The sequence below is a fragment of the Solobacterium moorei genome (assembly GCF_036323475.1).
GTDB lineage: Bacteria > Bacillota_I > Bacilli_A > Erysipelotrichales > Erysipelotrichaceae > Bulleidia > Bulleidia moorei.
In genome coordinates this window covers 1,816,648-1,835,242 of sequence record NZ_AP028934.1, presented here as the reverse complement: position 1 = coordinate 1,835,242, position 18,595 = coordinate 1,816,648, and the positions used below count along the sequence as shown (strand labels likewise).

Genomic DNA, 18,595 nt, shown 5'->3' with positions numbered 1-18,595 from the left:
TGGAGGGTATAATTTATGAGTAAGATACGCATATTTGCACTCGGCGGCCTTGATGAAGACGGCAAAAACATGTATGTCGTTGAAAACAACGAAGATATATTTGTCATGGAATGCGGATTGAAATATCCGGATGGTGATCAGTTAGGAATTGAAATGATCATTCCTGACTTCCGCTATTTACGTGAAAATCAATCACGCATTAAAGCAATCTTTATTACCCATGGTCATGAAGATGTCATGGCAGCACTACCAAACCTATTAAGAGAAATTCCGGATATTCCGGTGTATACAGCACCATTAACAGCGATGATGCTAGAGCGTAAACTAAAGAAGGCAGGTATTAAAGAATTAAACTTACATCGCATTCGTCGTAATGCGAAGTTTAAGATTGGCAGTACTGAGATTCGTACCTTTGGTACAATGCAGTCTATCGCAGACGGCTTTGGTGTCGCAATTAAGACAGAAGATGGATATGTTGTATATTCATCAGAGTTTATCGTTGACTACGATACAAAGAATGCAGCGTTCAAATTTGATATTACTAACATTACCGATTTAGGTAGTGAAGGGGTACTTGCTTTATTAAGTGAATCAGTAGGTTCTACCCGTACTGGCAACAGTAGCCCCCACCATCGCATCACAGAACAAATTGAACAGTATTTTGAAGATACGAAGAATCGTATGTTTATTACTGTATTTAATCAAAACCTATATCGTGTCATTGAAATTATCGAATTAGCGACGAAGTTTAACCGTAAGGTTGTCATCTTCGATGAAGAACTAAAGAGTTTAATGGCAGATATGGCAAAGCTTGGATACTATCATATTCCAGCAGGATTAGAGGTGGCACCATCTGCTTTCAGCAATGACATGGAAAATATCTTGGTGATTGTTTCAGGTACTGGTAAGTCCATTTTCCGTAAGATTCATAAGATGGCAACAAAAGAAAATGACAGAATTGAGTTACGTCCAACGGATACAGTAATTATTGCTTCTCCTGCAGTACCTGGTACGGAAAGAGAAGAGGCATCCATGGAAGATGACCTCTACAAAGAAGCAGGTCGTGTACTCATGATTGACTCACGTCGTGCTTATAGCATGCATGCAAGTATTGAAGATCTTAAGATGATGATCTACTTGATGAAGCCAAAGTACTATGTACCAGTCAAGGGTGAATATCGTCAACTCATTGCCAATGCGAATATCGCATTAAACATGGGATATAACGCAGATAAGATTATCGTTATGGATAATGGTCAAGTGGCTGTATTAAACGATGGTGTGATGGTGAAGTCATTTGACAAGGTTGATGTAGATGATGTCATGGTAGATGGTAACGATAGCTTAGATGCTAGCGGTATGGTCTTAAAGGATAGAGAAATCCTAAGCACAGATGGTACAATTATTATTGGTGTCGTGATGAATCACGTCACAAAGGAAATCATCGGTGGGCCAGATGTACAAAGTCGTGGTGTAATCTACCTTAAGGATGCAGAGTACATTATTAAAGAAGTTGGCAACATCATGGAGAAGACTATTAATGATGCGGTCAAAGAAAAGCGCTATGACAATATGTCTTGCCGTAGCGAAGCGCGTGAGAAGATTAGTCGTTATGTCTTGAAAGAAACAGGCAAACGACCTATGATACTTCCAGCGATTATCGAAATTAACACAAAGGATTAGCGAGGGAATACGTGGCAAGAAAGACAAAAGCACAACAACAAGCAGAACAAAACCAGCTCATTTTTAGAGTGATCACGATTGTGATCCTCTTTGCTTTTGTTATTTTAGGCTTTACTAAAGCCGGCATTGTTGGGCTATTTATCTATAACTTATTGGGTTACCTAGCAGGTAACCTTTACTGGTTAGTGATAGCCATGGTAATCATTGTTCTACTAATCAATATCATCAGAAGAAAACAGGGTGAAGAAGAAATTAGTTGGATACCAATTATCCTGTTAATCTCTGCACTATTACTCTTAGAGGCATATGTTGCAGTACCAAATGTAACAGGTATGGATGCCTTGTATGACTATATCAATCATACTGTAGATTACTTTATGCCAGATTCAACTCTAAAATTCAGTGGAGGAATCTACGGTATCTTCTTATATGCGATTTCTTCGATGATGTTTAATCGTATTGGTACAGTGTTAGTCATCATCGTACTCTTTATGATAGCGATGTTATTACTTGTAGATATGGAAGTCTATAAGAGGGCATTCCGTTCTATCATCGCATTCTTTAAAATGCCAGAAGTAGAAGAAAGTAAGCGGAAGGAAGAACCAGAGGAGCCAAAAGAACCGGCAAACCTTTGGAAGATGATTGATAAAGGAAAAGAGAAAACTGGTTCACTGTTTCAGAATATCAAGGCAGATGGTAAGACAGAAAGTTTACCAGTTGTGCAAGAAGAACAACCAAGAACAGCTAGAGTTATTAATCGTATTCATCCAGATGATCCAACCCAAGAAGTACCAATCATCGTACTTCCAGGTGAGACAATCTCGCAAAAGGATTCGGTATTCATTGATGTGGATGATCTAAGCGATGACCATGCTCGCATGGAAGAGAAGACAACGTTAATGCAAGATACAGTTTTACGTCAAACGGAGTCATCACGTTTTACACCAATGACAGTAGATACAGAAGAGGAAGACCTATCCGCAACAGAAGAATATGAAACAGTTGTGGAAGAACATCCTGATCAAGAAAGCAATATCTATCCGCCATCTAAAGCTCCAAAGCCAAGGAAACGTACACGTCCATACCAATTACCAAAGATTTCACTCTTAGATCCACTTCCGCCAAAGGGTAGTAACCCAGAAAATGAAGTCGCCGCAAGAGAGAAATCACAATTATTACTACAGATTCTCCATAACTTCGATATCGAAGCACAGTTATTAAATACACACATTGGGCCATCTGTTACGCAGTTTGAAATTCGTCCAGATGTTAATGTTAAGGTATCCAAGATCCTTGGCTTAACAGATAACATAAAGATGCAACTAGCTGCTAGAGACATACGTATTGAAGCACCAATTCCAGGCCGCAATGCGGTAGGTATTGAAATACCAAACGTGAAGAGTACACCAGTTAAGATGCGCGAGATTATCAACGATGTAGGTAGCGATAAATCACAACCATTACTGTTCTTCCTTGGTAAAGACTTATTAGGACGTACCGTAACATGTCGTTTAGATAAGATGCCACACATGTTGATTGCCGGAGCGACAGGTTCAGGTAAATCGGTATGTATGAACTCTATTATCTGTTCACTATTACTACGTACAAAACCAGATGCAGTAAAGATGTTGCTTATTGATCCAAAGAAGGTAGAATTTACACCATATCGTAATATTCCACACTTGATTGGACCAGTTATCAATGATCCAAACAAGGCAAGCAATGCCCTGAAGGTCATTGTACGTATCATGGATGAACGTTATAACATGTTTGCAGCAGCAGGTGTAAGAAACATTGAAGTTTACAACAACATGGTCGAACAACAGGGTGGTAGACCAAATCCAGATGGGTCTCCAGCACCCAAGAAGATTCCATATATTGTTGTTATTATCGATGAGTTAGCAGACTTAATGGCAGTCGCTGGTAAAGAAGTTGAACAATCCATTCAACGTATTACACAGTTAGCTCGTGCTGCAGGTATTCACTTAATCGTCGCAACACAAAGACCATCCGTTGATGTTATTACAGGTATTATTAAGGCAAACATCCCAAGCCGTATTGCATTTGCGGTATCCAGTGGTATGGACTCACGTACAATCTTAGATCACGTAGGTGCAGAACGATTACTTGGTTATGGTGACATGCTTTACATGCCAATTGGACAAACAGGTTCAACGCGTGTACAGGGTGTATTTGTGACAGATGATGAAGTACAAAGAATTACAAGCTTTGTATCCTCAGAAGCATCTCCAGTCTATGATGATTCCTTCGTACAGTTAGATGGAATTGAATCAGGAGAAGGTGGTATTGTGACGGAAATCAGCGATGATCCACTCTTCAAGGAGATTAAAGAGTATGTCATTGAAGCACAAAAAGCTTCTACATCCTTACTACAAAGACGCTTCGGCATCGGTTATAACCGTGCCGCAAGAATGATTGATGCCCTCGAAGAACATGGCATCATTGGTCCAGCACAAGGTAGTAAACCTAGAGAAGTATATATCAAAGAGTGAAGACACCAGTTGGTGTCTTTTCTTTATGGATTGCAAATAGTTATATACTGTTATATAGTGTTATATATAAGGAGACATAATGAAAATCATTCTAATAAACAGAAGTAGTACGCCATTATATGAGCAGATTAAAAATGCAATTAAAGAAAACATCATTGGAAACACAGTATCATCAGATTCACAACTACCATCTGTACGACAATTATCCAAAGAATTAGGCGTAAGTATATTAACCGTCAAAAAAGCATATGACGAACTAGAACGAGAAGGGTTTATTGTCATCAGACAAGGCTTAGGTACATTTGTTGCGACAATGAACCAAGATATATTAAAAGATGAAAAACAAAAAGACATCGAGTCCCATTTACTTGAAGCATGCAAGATTGCGAAAACAATTAATCTCAGTAAATCTGAATTAACAGAACTATTCAATTATATTTATGAAGAAGGTACAGAAGATGAATAAAATTGAGATCAAAAACTTAAATAAAGACTATCACAACTTCGCATTAAAGAATGTAAATTTTTCTATTCCTGAAGGATACGTTACAGGATTTATTGGTAGAAATGGTATGGGGAAAACGACAACGATCAAATCAATATTATCTTTGATTTAGTATCAAGGAGATATTTTATCCATACATGGTGATGAGAAAGCAAATCTGAATAATCAAAAAATTGGCGTGATTATGGATGATTCCTTTTTAGCAAAAGATTGGAATATGGAACTTGTCAATCAAGCAATGAAGGTTGGATATGATGAGTGGGAAGAGAATGCATATTGGAAGTTTCTAGAAAAATTCAATATCGATAAGAAACTGAAAGTAAAAGAATTGTCACGTGGGATGAAGATTAAGTTGATGTTATCAATTGCTTTATCTCACAACGCAGAACTCTTAATCCTAGATGAGCCAACGAGCGGATTAGATCCGAGTATGCGTGAAGAATTTGTGGAAGTTATCTCTGACTATATGCAAGATGATAGGCACACAGTATTATTCTCTACACATATTACACAAGATCTTGAAACAATTGCTGACTACATCGTATTTATTGACAATGGAGAAATTGTACTAGCTTTGGAAAAAGAAGAATTCATACACCATTTCATGATTTTGAAATGCGGTTTAGAAAATCAAAATACGCTTGATTCATCCGCAATATTAGGACAAAAGAAAACAAAATATAATATTGAATACTTAGTAGAGCGCGATGCGATTCATGAGATACCAGATGAATATGTAGAGGATGAAATTACAATTGATAAGATTATGATTTTATATGGGAGGGAAAAATAATGAATGCGATAAAAGTATTTAAGTTGGATTTATTATCCATTAAACCATATTTAACGATTAAGAATTTGATGATTCTGATAGGACTTGGAACCCTCTATGGCGCATTATCAAAAAATCCAGCGTTCGTTTTAGCTACAGTACAAATGTTCGCAATATTATTCTCGGGGTACCCTTTCATGGTAGGTGAAGAATCTGGAATTGATCCTTTATATAAACTGTTCAGTATCTCTTCAAAAGATGTAGTAAAAGGTAGATACTTACTAGCAACAGTATCTGTGATAATCATGCTTGTGGTTGGTGTTGTTATGGCAATGCTGATAGGAATTGCATATCCTATGGAAGACTTATTCTATAGCTTATTACTAGCGGCACCATGTATAGGGTTGATCTCATTAATCATTATTTTTATCGAGTATCCAATCTATTTTAAATATGGATATAAAAAGGGAAAAACATTAACAGCAGTACCAATGTTATTACTTGCAATTGGTGCAGTATGTTCTACTTACTTTCATGAATCACTAAAATCTATATTACAGTTTCTAGTGATGAATCCATTTATGGCAATGGCAGGTATCTGTATTATTTTCGTCATAATCATAGGTATATCATTACAACTTTCCAACAAGTTATATACAAGAAGAGAGTTTTGAATGAATAAAAATAATTGACAAAAGCTACTGACTATCATACTATTTCAACATAACAAACCGATGATTGGGAGATCAAACATACAGAAGCAACTTCTAGAGAGCGGGGATGGTGGAAACCTGCAGGCATGCGGTATGCAAATGGACCCATGAGGGCTTAATGAAAGCTTATGCAAGTATTTAAGACGCAATGTCAGCGTTAAAGGACAGAGAATGTGATTGCATTTTCAAAGAGAGAATAGTCAAAAGACTATTAAAAAAGGTGGTACCGCAGGTTAACGCTTGTCCTTTTATGGGCAGGCGTTTTTGTATGTTATGACTGAAAATGCAGAGAGAAGGAGGATATATCACATGAAAAAGTTAGTACAGGTAATTTGTGTTTTATTATGCAGTATGATGATTGGATGTTCTTTACCCTCTGCATCAAAAAAGGATGCGAAAAAGTATGTTATCGTAAAGCAATTAGATCACGCATCCATTGATGAGATTGCAGTCGCAATTGAAAACGAATTAAAAGAGTTAGACAAAACAGCAGAAGTAGAAATCTATTCTGGTCAAAATGAACAATCTACACTAATGCAAGTTGGTAAGCAAGCAGTAACAGATGGAGCAGATGTTATTATTCCAATTGGTACACTTGCAGCACAAACAATGGTTGTGGCAAGTGAGGATACAGAGATACCAGTGGTCTACGCTACGATTAGTGATCCAGAAGCAGCTTCACTAACAGGAATTGATAGAGTAACAGGTACTTCTGATGCACTCAATACAAAGCAGTTTGTTGATATGATGTTAAAACAAAATCCAAACTTACAGACAGTAGGTTTACTCTATTCAAATTCAGAAGCAAACTCACAAAAGCCAATTGCAGAAGTGAAAAAGATTTTAGATGAAAAGAAAATTAAATATATTGAAGCGACAGCAAATACAAGCCAAGAAGTAATCGCTGCTGCATCATCTCTTATCGCAAGTAAGGTGGATGCAGTATTTACACCAACAGATAACGTGATTATGTCTTCTGAACTTGCTATCTATGAGGCATTCATGAATGCAAATGTTCCACATTATGCAGGAGCAGATTCCTTTGTTCGATCAGGTGCATTTGCGACTTGTGGAGTGAATTATACAGATGCTGGTATTAAGACAGCTAAGCTTGCCTATGAGGTATTACAGCCAGGATTTAAAAAGGCAGAAGAATTTATCACACTAGATGGTGGAATTATCACTGTAAATACAGAAGTAGCGGAAAAGTTAGCTGTAAATCCAGAAATCTTCGCAGATTTTGGCCAAGTAATGACAGTTGAAACAACTGGAAAGTAAGGGATACTATGCTAAGTATTTTTCAAACTACTTTAGAACTAGGTACTTTATATGCATTTGTATCAATTGCTTTATTTATTAGTTACCGTCTGTTAGATATCGCTGATTTAACAACAGATGGAAGCTTCGTGCTCGGTATGGCAATCTCTGTATCTTGTGCATATGCTGGTCACCCAATATTAGGAATTCTATTAGGTATGCTTGCAGGTGGTATTGCTGGTTATGTAACTGCCTTCTTACAAACTCGTATGGGTGTTCCTTCCATTATTTCAGGAATTATTACAAGTACAGGATTATATACGATCAATCTCTTCGTCATGGGATGGTCAAGCCAAATATCACTTTTAAAACAAGCAACAATATTTACAATCCTAAAGAAAACAAATATTGGTGGCAGTTGGTATGCTAGCATATTCGTAATTGTAGTATTAGTTCTCTGTATGATTCTATTACGTCTATTTTTATCAACTAGACTAGGACTATCACTACGTGCAACAGGAGATAATCGTGCGATGGTAACAGCATCTAGTGTAAATGTTAAGAATATGATTACACTTGGACTCGTTATGGCTAACATGCTTGTTGGTCTAAGTGGAGCACTCGTTGGACAGTTCAATAAAACAAGTGATATTAATGCTGGTACTGGGATTGTAGTGGTTGGTTTAGCTTGTTTAATCATTGGTGAATCATTGATACAAGGTAGAAAGTCATTATCACGTAATTTAACAGCTTGTTTTGTTGGTAATGTTGTATATCGAATGATTTATGCGGTTATTTTGCAGACAAAGATTATCAACGTGCAATCATTAAAACTAGTGACGGCTTTGATTGTAGCACTTGCAGTAGCAGCACCAACAATCAAAAAAGAACTTTCTTTTCAAATGAGAAAGGGGAAATAACAAATGTTAGATATACAAAATCTTTCAGTTACATTTAATTCAGGAAGTATTGACGAAAAAAATGTACTCCATGATTTAAATTTACATGTGGAAACAGGTGAATTCATTTGTATCATTGGTTCGAATGGAGCAGGTAAATCTACCATTTTAAATACTATTGCCGGCAGTATTATCCCAGATAAAGGAAAAATCATTTTGGATAATACTGATATCACTTATGTAAAAGAGTATCAACGGGCAAGTTATATTGGACGTTTATTTCAAGATCCACTAAAGGGAAGTGCACCAAATATGACAATTGAAGAAAATCTAGCACTTGCATGCTTAAGTGCAAAGGAAAAGAAATCACCATTTTCTTGGATTACAAACAAAGAACGCGAACTATTCAAAGAACAGTTAAAATTGCTTGATATGGGACTTGAAGATCGCATGCATACGCTAGTCGGTAATCTATCTGGTGGTCAACGCCAAGCTTTAACACTGTTAATGGCAACGATTGTACCACCGAAGTTATTATTACTAGATGAACATACAGCAGCACTAGATCCAAAGGCAGCCGCAAAAATTATGAAGCTTACCCAAGAGATTGTTAAAAAGCATCATATTACATGTTTGATGGTAACCCATCAGATGCAACAAGCCCTCGAAGTTGGTGATCGAACAATCATGATGAATGACGGACATATCGTAATAGACATCAAAGGTGAGCAAAGAGCGAACATGTCAGTATATGACCTAATGGAACGCTTCCATGCAAATACAGGAAGTAATCTGGCTGATGATCGTATCTTACTTGCAAAATAAGTATATAAGTAAAATAAAAACTCAATAGAGAAAAGACAGCAGAGAGGTGATCTTTGCTGTTTTAATTTTAAGACTAAATATATTTTGAAGATTTCAAGATGGTGGTTTAACTATTTTATGCATGCATGTATAAGATTCTTAATATAGTAATTAATGTTTAATTTATAATATAAATTTTTGCAAGATTTATAATTTAAGTATTTTTCATATTGTAGAGTAAACTTTCATGAAAATAAAAATATATTGGTATTTCATATATAAAAGTGCTATTCTTTCATCAGTAGAAAGATTATTTCGGGGGTGAAATATGAGTGTTTCATACAAAAAGCTTTGGAAACTTCTAATTGATAAAAATATGAGTAAGATGGACTTGTTAGAATCAGCTGGCTTAAGTACGGGGACTTTAGCTAAGCTTGGAAAGAACGGTAATGTTACTACTGATATTTTAGTCAAGATTTGTAAAGCTTTAGATTGTGATGTTTCAGACATCATGGAAGTTGTGAAAAATAATAAGGAGGATAAAGAGGTATGAATAAGCAAGAATTAGCATCAAAAATTTGGGCAGGTGCAAATGAATTAAGAGGAAAGGTTTCAGCAAGTTCATATAAGGACTATATGCTTGGCTTGATTTTCTATAAGTATTTATCTGAAAAAGAAGAAAGGTACTTAAAAGAAAAACTATATTTTGATGAAGGTTTTAGTGAATTAACAGAAGATGATGAAGATACTGTAAAAAACTGTGAGGATAATATAGGTTATTTTATTGAAAATAAGAATTTGTTCTCATATTGGATTAATCAGGGATCTGATTTTACAATTGCAGATGTTCGAACAGCATTGTCAGCATTTAATAGACACATTGGATCTAATTATAGGAAAGTTTATGATTCAATTTTTGATGCACTTAATAGTGGACTAAATGATTTTGGTACTGGTGATTCAGAAAGAACAAAAGCTATAAGAAAACTTCTTAATCTAATTCAACAAATTCCGGTTGATGGAAGTCAAGATTATGATGTATTAGGTTTTGTTTATGAATTTCTTTTAAAGAATTTTGCGGCTAATGCGGGAAAAGCTGGAGAGTTTTATACACCACATGAAGCATCTATCATAATGAGTGAAATAATAGCTAATCATTTAAAGGATAGAAATGAGATTAGTATATACGATCCAACTTCTGGTTCAGGTTCATTACTTATTAACATTGGTAAATCAGTAGCTAGATATGTTGATAATCCTAATAAAATAAAATACTATGCACAAGAATTAATACTAGAGACGTATAACCTTACAAGAATGAATCTAATTATGCATGATATATTACCTGATAATGTTATTGTTAGAAATGGAGATACACTTGTTAATGATTGGCCATTTTTTGATGAGAATGATAAGGAACGTACATACTATCCTGTTTTTGTTGATGGTTGCTGCTCAAATCCACCTTATTCACAATCATGGAAGAATGATGATGCTGATAATGATAAAAGATTCGATGACTATGGCATTGCACCGAAATCAAAAGCGGATTATGCTTTTCTACTTCATAACTTATATCATCTCAAGTCAGATGGTATTATGGCAATTGTTATGCCTCATGGTGTTTTGTTTAGAGGCGGTGATGAAGGAATTATAAGAAAAAATTTAATTGAAAGAAGCAATATAGAAACTATAATTGGTCTTCCTGCAAATATGTTCTTTGGTACAGGAATTCCTACAATAATAATTATTCTTAAGAAGCAAAGAAATACAAACGACGTGTTATTTATTGATGCTTCAAAAGGATTTGCTAAAGATGGAAATAAGAATAAATTAAGAGCACAAGATGTTCGAAAAATAGTTGATACTGCTATTAACAGGGAAACTATAGATGGTTACTCAAGATTAGTTGAGAAAAAAGAGATAGAAGAAAATGATTATAATCTAAATATTCCTCGCTACGTGGATTCAAGCGAATCACAAGAGAAGTGGGATATTTATGCAACAATGTTCGGTGGAATACCTAACAATGAATTAGTGGAATTAAACCAATTGTGGAGTTCATTCCCTTCTTTGAAATCAGAGTTATTTGCAGACAGTGAAATTCCATACTCACAAATTATTACTGATGATATTAGAAAGGTTACGTTAAAAAATAAAGAGGTTAAGTTTTATTTAGATGAATGTAAAACAGCATTTAATACATTTCCATCGTATCTTTCAAGTAGGTTAATTGATAATTATTCTAAAGTAATAATTGCTAGGGAAGAGTCTGTAATAGCAGAAGAACTGAAGAAGATTATACGTAAAATACCATTGGTAGATTATTATAGTGCATATCAGATTTTTGATGATAATTGGACAACAATATCTTTAGATTTAGAGATTCTTCAAAAAGATGGCATATTGGCTGCTAGAGCAGTTGATCCAAAGATGGTAATAAAGAAAAATAGTAAAACAAATGAATTATATGAAAAACAGGAAGGTTGGATTGGCAGAATATTACCATTCGAACTAATTCAGGCAATTTATTTTAAAGAAGAAAAAAGTAAACTTGAAAATCTGATTTCAAATTTGGATTCTGAAAAGAATGAAAAGGATGAATTATTTGATGCAATCGATCCTAATGATAAAGCAGAACTCGTAGATGATGATGGAGAAGTAGTGTCTAAAAAACTTAATGTTGTTTTCTCAAAATTGAAAAAAGAACAAAAAAATGGTGCAATTTTTGAGGATGGTTCCTATGAAAGTATCATTATAAAAATTGATGATATTAATAATAGAATGAAGAAACTCAAAAAGGATATCAAAGATTTGGAGGAGAACCTCGAGTCTGAGACAATATCAAAGATTGAGAACCTTTCCGACACAGAAGTTAGAGAATTACTACAGAAAAAGTGGATTGATCCATTGTGTCAATCACTTATTGGACTTGGTAAAGAAGTTATAAACCAGTATTTAAAGAAACTTGAATATTTAACTAAAAAATACGAAATTACAATGCATGATATATCTCGACAGATTGATGAATCAGAAAATGCTTTATCTGAAATGCTTTCAAACCTTACCGGGAATGACTATGATATCAAGGGTATATTAGAATTTAAAAAACTCCTAAGAGGTGAAGAAGATGGAGAATAGAAAGATGGTTCCTGAAATCCGTTTTTCAGGTTTTACTGACCCTTGGGAACAGCGTAAGTTATCCGAGATAGCAACAATGCATGCAAGGATCGGTTGGCAAAATCTTCGTACATCAGAGTTTTTAGACCAGGGAGATTATATGCTTATCACTGGAACAGATTTCGATGATGGGAGAATAAACTACTCTACCTGTCATTATGTCGAAAAGGAAAGATATAATCAGGATCCTCATATACAAATACAGAATGGAAGTATACTTATTACCAAGGACGGAACATTAGGAAAAGTCGCTTTTGTTCAAGGTTTGGAGTTGCCAGCAACGCTTAATGCAGGTGTGTTTAATGTTGAGATAATAGATGAAGATTATGTCGATGGTAAATACTTATTCCAGTACTTGAAGGCACCTTTTTTGATGGATTATGTTGGGCAGAAAGCTACTGGTGGAACTATAAAACATCTTAATCAAAATATACTCGTGAATTTCCCTGTTGTGCTGCCTCAAAAAGCTGAACATGAGAAGATAGGGGAGTTTTTTGAAAGCATCGACCACCTTATCACCCTTCATCAGCGTAAGTTAGAAAAGCTAAAAACTTTTAAAAAAGCGATGTTAGATAAGATGTTCCCTAAAAATGGCAAACTCGTTCCTGAAATCCGTTTTTCAGGTTTCACTGACCCTTGGGAACAGTGTAAGTTGGGGGAGTTACTCCAAACACTTCCGTTTAAACAATTTCTTAAAGTGCCGGAAGCGGATGGTAAATACGAAATTATTCAACAAGGCAATGAACCTGTCATTGGTTTAGCCAATGGAACACCTTGTGGTGATTATAAAGATGTAGTGATTTTTGGTGACCATACTTTGTCGCTATATAAACCACATCGTCCATTTTTTGTTGCAACGGACGGTGTTCGCATAGTTAAGGGACAGCAATATACCGATGGATATTATTTACTATCGTTGTTAGAAAAGTACAAGCCACAGAACGAAGGGTATAAAAGATATTTTAGTATTTTAGCAGAAGCCAACTGCATTACAACATATAATGTCAGCGAGCAGAAGCAGATAGGTTTTTTCTTCTGGTATATGGACCACCTTATCACCCTTCATCAGCGTAAGCTAGAAAAGCTGCAAAATATAAAGAAATCCATGTTGAACAAGATGTTCATATAGAGAGGTGGAAAGAATATGCCTTTTAATGATGAATTAAAATTTGAAGAAGCTGTTGTTAATTTGCTTTGGTCTGAATGCGGTTGGGAAACTGATGTTATTAAGTATCCTACTGAGGAAGATTTAATAAAAAACTGGGCAAATATTTTATTTGATAGCAATAAAGAAAAAGATGTTCTTAATGGCTGTCCTTTAACGGATGGAGAAATGGCACAGATTATTACTCAAGTAAATTTATTGAGAACACCATTAGCTTTAAATACTTTTATCAATGGTAAAACAGTATCTATAACAAGAGATAACAAAGATGATGAGTTACATTTTGGAAAGAATGTAAGCCTTAAAATTTATGATAGAAAAGAGATAGCAGGAGGGAAAAGTAGGTATCAAATTGTAGAACAGCCAAAGTTTAAGACTAATAATACGGTTTATCCTACACGTCGTGGAGATATAATGCTCTTGATTAATGGAATGCCTCTTTTCCATATTGAATTAAAGAGAACGGGAGTACCTATTACTCAAGCTGAAGTTCAAATTGAAAAATACATGGAAAATGGTGTTTTCAGCGGATTATTTTCACTAGTACAAATTTTTATCGCTATGAATCCTGAGGAGGCTGTTTATTATGCAAATCCTGGAAGAGATGGAAAGTTTAATTCGAATTTTTACTTTCATTGGGAAGATTATAATAACGATATAATAAATGAATGGAGTGCTTTTACAAAGAAATTATTATCTATACCTATGGCACATGAAATGGTAGGATTTTACACTATCCCAGATGATTCGGATGGGGTTCTAAAGGTAATGAGAAGTTACCAATACTTTGCTGCTTCTGCTATTTCTGATAAAGTTTTAAGAACCAATTGGACAAGAAGTGAGCAACATGGTGGTTACATCTGGCATACTACCGGTTCTGGAAAGACAATGACATCTTTTAAAGCTGCTCAGTTAATTGCAAATTCAAAGGAAGCGGATAAAGTTGTTTTCTTACTTGATAGAGTGGAACTTGGTGATCAGTCACTGATTAATTATAGAAATTTTGCTGATCCATCTGAATCAATACAAGCGACAGAGGATACAAATGTTTTGATTGGAAAACTAAAAAGTGATTCTCCTGATGATGTGCTAATTGTTACATCAATTCAGAAAATGAGCAGAATTAGAGAAGATAGTGATGTTAAGCAAAAGGACTTAGAAAAAATACAGTCAAAGCATATTGTATTTATAATTGATGAATGTCATAGAGACCAAAAAGGGGATATGCATCAAAATATCAAAAAAACATTTTCCAATGCAATTTTCTTTGGTTTCACAGGAACTCCTGCTCATGGTGTTACATCGGATATTTTTGGTGATGAGTTACATCGCTATACTATTGTTCATGGAATTAGAGATAAAAATGTTCTTGGGTTTGACCCATATAAAGTTTGTACTTTCGAAGATAATGACCTAAGAGAAAAGGTCGCACTCAAACAATGTAATTGCTCTACTGTTGAAGGAGCAATGGCTAAAGAAGAGACAAGAAAAATATTTTTATATTATATGAATAAGGGTGAAAAGAAATGCCCGATGACAGAAATTGAAAACTTTATTCCAAAAGCACAATACGAAACACTAAAACACCAGAATGCTGTAGTAGACGATATAATTAATCACTGGACTGTGCGGAGTGTTGGATCACTATTTCATTCCATCTTTGCGACAAGTTCTATTTCTGAAGCAATGCAATATTATAAATTGTTCAAATGTAAAAATCATAACCTAAAAGTTACTGCAATTTTCGACCCAAGTGATGATAATACACAGGAATCAATTTGGAAAATGAAGGGAATAACAGATATCTTAATTGATTATAAAGAGATGTTTGGTAAATCTTATGAAATAGGTAATTACGCAAGTTTTAAAAAAGATGTTTGTGCGCGATTATCACACAAGAAACCATATCTAAACCTTTCGAAAGAGGAGCAACTTAATATCATTATTGTTGTGGATCAATTATTAACTGGATTTGACTCGAAATGGATCAATACTTTGTATTTGGATAAAAAACTTGAAGGGAAGAATTTTATACAAGCAATTTCAAGGACAAATAGACTCTATGGTAGCGATAAACCGCATGGAACAATAATATGGTACCGATATCCTCATACAATGAAAGAAAATCTTGACAATGCTGTTAGAGAATATTCGGGAGATAGGCCATTTGGCATATTTGTAGATAAACTTGATATTAATATCGATCAGATGAATTTCAAATATGGAGAAATCGTAGAATTATTTGAATCAGTTGGTATTTATGACTTTGACCATAATTATGATGATATTTCATGGAAGAAAAAATTTGCAAAATTATTTTCTGAATTAAATCAATATCTTGATTCTGCTAAGATACAAGGTTTCTCATGGGATAAATCAATTTATGAATTTAAGAATACTGACGGAAGTTTTTATTCAAAGAAAATACTCTTTGATGAAAAAACCTATTTGATACTTGTTCAAAGATATAAAGAGCTCTTTAAAGGAACTAGGATTGAAGGCGGTTTACCATACGATATAGATACACACATTATCGAGATTCAAACTGATTCTATTGATGATGATTATATGAACTCAAAGTTTAAATTATTTATGATTAATCTAAATAAAGGGGATGCCATAGCTAAAGAAAAGGCGATTCACGACCTACATAAATCATTTGCATCTTTGACACAAGAAGAACAAAAACTAGCAAAATTATTCTTGAATGATATCGAAACAGGTAAAATTGCAGTTGAAGCCGGCAAGACATTTAGGGATTATATTACTTTATATATGTGTAATGCACATAATGACCAAATTCATAGGCTTGCTTCTGGTCTTGGAATTGATGAAGCAAAATTACGGGCGTTGATAAATTTACATGTCGATGAATCAAATATAAATGCATATGGTCGCTACGATGAGCTTATGAATACTATTGATATTGATGATGCTAGAAATTTTTTGGGAAAACGGTTGAAAATTGAACTATCAAAAAGACAAGCTCGAATTGAGGCAGATAAATTACTTAGGAGATTTATTTTCGAAGGTGGATTTAATATTGAATAGTAACATAAATGGGAGTTAGAAGATTTCTAACTCTCTTTTATGATTGGGAACAGCGTAAGGTCTCAAATATGTTTAGAATTACACGTGGTTACGTGCTTCCAGCTACACAAACAATTCCAACTAAATCAGATAAAAATCCATATCCAGTTTATTCTTCACAGACAAAAGATAATGGGCTCATGGGATACTATAGTAACTACCTATATGAAGATGCGATTACTTGGACTACTGATGGTGCGAATGCAGGAACTGTTAATTACAGAAAGGGAAAGTTCTATTGTACAAATGTTTGTGGGGTTTTATTATCTAATGAAATAAGGGCTAATCAGATGATAGCGGAAGCACTAAATAATACTGCAAAAGCGTATGTTTCTTATGTAGGAAATCCAAAACTAATGAATAATGTGATGTCCGACATAGTAATTCAAGTACCGGTGCAAGAGAAAGAAAGAAATAAATTATCATTATTTTTCACCAGTATTAATAGTCTTATCACCCTTCATCAGCGTAAGCCATATATTCATAAAAAGGAGGATTTTCAATGCTAAATAATATTAAAGAGACAGATTTATTTTATGAGTATTATTCACAATGGATAAAAGTTTATAAGTCAGGAGCAATTCGGAAAGTTACGATGGATAAATATTTACTAACACAAACTTGGTTAGAACGTCTTGCTCCGGGAATGAGAATGTGTGACCTTAACCGACTATCTTACCAACAATTACTTAATAGCTATGCAGAGGTTCATGAAAGACAAACAACGATGGATTTTCATCATCAGTTGAAAGGTGCCATAATGGATGCTGTTGACGAAGGATTGATAGAACGAGATCCTACAAGAAAGGCTATTATTAAAGGCAAAACTCCACGTCCTAAAAAGATAAAATATCTTAATCAATTTGAATTACATAAACTTATATCACATCTTAATTTAAATACAGAAATAAGTTGGGATTGGTTTATTCTTCTAGTGGCGAAAACAGGTATGAGATTTTCAGAAGCACTGGCAATCACACCAAAAGATTTTGACTTTCAGCACCAATCGCTTTCTATCAGCAAAACTTGGGATTATAAAAGCTGTACAGGTTTTCTGCCTACAAAGAATAGGTCTTCTGTTAGAAAAATTCAAATTGACTGGCAGCTTATTGTCCAGTTTTCTGAATTAATTAAGGGATTACCAGAAGATGAACCAATTTTTATAAAGAGTCGAGTTTTTAATTCAAGTATAAATGATTCTCTGGAACGTCACTGTAAAGGAGCAAATATTCCAATTGTATCTATTCACGGATTGAGACATACTCACGCATCATTACTATTGTTTGCAGGAGTATCAATTGCAAGTGTAGCTAGAAGACTTGGACATTCAAGCATGACTACTACACAGAAAACATATCTTCATATTATAAATGAACTAGAAAATAAAGATATTGATATTGTAATGCGTTCTCTTTCAAGTCTGAGTTAAAAAGGCCACAAATGCTTACGCTGATGAAGGGTGATAAGGTTGTCTAGTTCAATAAAGTATGTCCCAATAGCTATTTGTTCATCAATACTCGGTACGTGAATATCAATATCCATCATCTTGATTTTTGAAATATTAAATCTCGAAATACCTTGTGCCAAAATTATTATTTGTATTCTGACAAATTCAGACCTAAACATAAACGCAAGATAATCTAAATTAAATTTAACCGTAGGTCTAAAGCCAAAGCAAAAACTATTAAGATATGTAACACCATGTTTTTCCTTTAAAACACTAGACATTCCAACTTCTTCAGGTGTTTCAGAAGATGTAGTAAAGAAAACATCACCTATTTCAACTTCTCTTTGCTTTGGATCAATTTCTACATTATCTACCATATTAGGATTCGCAACTGGATTAGAGAAAACATTCATATATGTAATAAATGAAGCTTCTCCATGACCGAAGTCGGAAGCTTTTTTACCAGATAAACCAGTAAATGTAGTGCCTAATTCTCCTAACTTACGCTGTTCCCAAGAAATAGTATTAATAGTAAAGGATATTTTGGTTGTAACTTACTAAATAGGC

The 18,595-nt window shown here is 34.5% G+C and carries 14 protein-coding genes, 1 pseudogene and 1 other annotated feature; of the genes and pseudogenes, 14 read left to right on the top strand and 1 reads right to left on the bottom strand.

All coding sequences use genetic code 11. From position 1 onward, the window contains the following. Positions 1-15: 15 nt before the first annotated feature. The 14 genes and pseudogenes from RGT18_RS09200 (at position 16) to RGT18_RS09135 (ending at position 18,010) form a co-directional block, all read left to right on the top strand. Positions 16-1,683, top strand: coding sequence for a ribonuclease J (locus RGT18_RS09200; RefSeq protein WP_028077603.1), 1,668 nt, complete (start codon positions 16-18; stop codon positions 1,681-1,683). Positions 1,684-1,694: 11 nt separating this feature from the next. Further along, positions 1,695-4,196 (top strand): DNA translocase FtsK, encoded by a 2,502-nt coding sequence (locus RGT18_RS09195; protein WP_028077602.1) that lies wholly within the window; start codon positions 1,695-1,697, stop codon positions 4,194-4,196. A 79-nt stretch (positions 4,197-4,275) separates the two neighbouring features. Continuing rightward, entirely contained in the window at positions 4,276-4,662 is a 387-nt protein-coding gene (locus RGT18_RS09190) for a GntR family transcriptional regulator (protein WP_028077601.1), read from the top strand. Continuing rightward, positions 4,637-5,494: pseudogene (locus RGT18_RS09185) on the top strand (ABC transporter ATP-binding protein). The gene RGT18_RS09190 and the pseudogene RGT18_RS09185 overlap by 26 nt, the downstream one beginning before the upstream one ends. After that, the gene (locus RGT18_RS09180; RefSeq protein ID WP_028077600.1) at positions 5,494-6,147 is read left to right on the top strand and encodes an ABC-2 transporter permease; all 654 of its coding nucleotides are present in this window, start codon (positions 5,494-5,496) and stop codon (positions 6,145-6,147) included. Before RGT18_RS09185 ends, RGT18_RS09180 begins: the two are co-directional and overlap by 1 nt. 51 nt (positions 6,148-6,198) lie before the next feature. After that, positions 6,199-6,437, top strand: a binding site (T-box leader). A 58-nt stretch (positions 6,438-6,495) separates the two neighbouring features. Continuing rightward, positions 6,496-7,464, top strand: a complete 969-nt coding sequence (locus RGT18_RS09175) for an ABC transporter substrate-binding protein (RefSeq protein ID WP_037403494.1) — start codon at positions 6,496-6,498, stop codon at positions 7,462-7,464. 8 nt (positions 7,465-7,472) lie between these two features. Then, positions 7,473-8,363 carry an ABC transporter permease gene (locus RGT18_RS09170; RefSeq protein ID WP_028077599.1) on the top strand — a complete coding sequence of 297 codons (891 nt, stop codon included), beginning with the start codon at positions 7,473-7,475 and terminating at the stop codon, positions 8,361-8,363. A 3-nt stretch (positions 8,364-8,366) separates the two neighbouring features. Beyond that, positions 8,367-9,167: an ABC transporter ATP-binding protein gene (locus RGT18_RS09165; protein ID WP_028077598.1), complete on the top strand. Its 801-nt coding sequence runs from the start codon at positions 8,367-8,369 to the stop codon at positions 9,165-9,167. A 307-nt stretch (positions 9,168-9,474) separates the two neighbouring features. Beyond that, entirely contained in the window at positions 9,475-9,699 is a 225-nt protein-coding gene (locus tag RGT18_RS09160) for a helix-turn-helix domain-containing protein (RefSeq protein WP_028077597.1), read from the top strand. Beyond that, entirely contained in the window at positions 9,696-12,287 is a 2,592-nt protein-coding gene (locus RGT18_RS09155; protein ID WP_028077596.1) for a type I restriction-modification system subunit M, read from the top strand. The genes RGT18_RS09160 and RGT18_RS09155 overlap by 4 nt, the downstream gene beginning before the upstream one ends. Then, a complete protein-coding gene (locus tag RGT18_RS09150; protein ID WP_081659479.1) occupies positions 12,277-13,455 on the top strand; it encodes a restriction endonuclease subunit S in 1,179 nt (392 codons plus the stop codon). Before RGT18_RS09155 ends, RGT18_RS09150 begins: the two co-directional genes overlap by 11 nt. 15 nt (positions 13,456-13,470) lie before the next feature. Then, positions 13,471-16,542 (top strand): type I restriction endonuclease subunit R, encoded by a 3,072-nt coding sequence (locus tag RGT18_RS09145; protein WP_028077595.1) that lies wholly within the window; start codon positions 13,471-13,473, stop codon positions 16,540-16,542. A gap of 8 nt (positions 16,543-16,550) precedes the next feature. Further along, on the top strand, positions 16,551-17,090 hold the full coding sequence (locus RGT18_RS09140; protein ID WP_037403491.1) for a restriction endonuclease subunit S: 540 nt from the start codon (positions 16,551-16,553) through the stop codon (positions 17,088-17,090). After that, positions 17,084-18,010 (top strand): site-specific integrase, encoded by a 927-nt coding sequence (locus RGT18_RS09135; RefSeq protein ID WP_028077594.1) that lies wholly within the window; start codon positions 17,084-17,086, stop codon positions 18,008-18,010. The genes RGT18_RS09140 and RGT18_RS09135 overlap by 7 nt, the downstream gene beginning before the upstream one ends. Here the strand turns inward: RGT18_RS09135 and RGT18_RS09130 are convergent. Then, positions 18,007-18,549 carry a restriction endonuclease subunit S gene (locus tag RGT18_RS09130; protein ID WP_037403489.1) on the bottom strand — a complete coding sequence of 181 codons (543 nt, stop codon included), beginning with the start codon at positions 18,547-18,549 and terminating at the stop codon, positions 18,007-18,009. The two genes, RGT18_RS09135 and RGT18_RS09130, sit on opposite strands and share 4 nt — an antisense overlap. Positions 18,550-18,595: the final 46 nt, after the last annotated feature.